This is a genomic window from Psychrosphaera sp. 1_MG-2023 (assembly GCF_030548245.1).
Lineage (GTDB): Bacteria > Pseudomonadota > Gammaproteobacteria > Enterobacterales > Alteromonadaceae > Psychrosphaera > Psychrosphaera algicola.
In genome coordinates, this window is the sequence record NZ_JAUORW010000064.1 from 1 (window position 1) to 575 (window position 575).

The window sequence follows — 575 nt, forward strand, 5'->3', positions numbered from 1 at the left end:
GGACGCATTTATGCGTCGTTTCTTTTTGCATTAAATGAGGCCGAAGTTGAGGCCGTCTGACTTAATGCGCTTGTTATGTTTACTTTAACCTTGTGTAATTAAACGTTTCTTTAGATTTTGTATTAACCAGAATCATTTTATTACCTGTAAGTTCTCTAATTAAGTATTCGTTCTGCATTTGTTCAGATGTAAACCAATTTTTAGCGATTTCATCTACGTATATTAATTTATCTTTGAGCTTATTATTTTCAGTAAACTCCCATTTTGTTCGATAGTTTACCGCCACTGCACCAGCCCCGCCACAAAACACATTGGCTGAAAGCATAGTTGAGTCTTCTAGGTATTCATAAACTGAAAAAGGGCATGCATTATCATTTGGGTTAACTTGCTTCCATTGCCCATAGATAAGATTTTTATCAATATCTGAAGCAATAGAAGTTAATGAAAAGACGACTAAAACAAAACTAAAAAATATTCTCATAACTTCCTTGTAAACATAACGCCGCCTTAAGCGGTGAGTAACAGTTTGCTTAAATGTGAAACGAAGTGGAACCGAGCAAACTGTTACGAATCCG

1 protein-coding gene is annotated in these 575 nt (G+C 35.3%); it reads right to left on the bottom strand.

The annotated features are described in order from the left end of the window. Positions 1 to 79: 79 nt before the first annotated feature. The coding region (locus tag Q4575_RS19730; RefSeq protein ID WP_303523942.1) for a hypothetical protein at positions 80 to 575 on the bottom strand (496 nt) is incomplete at its 5' end.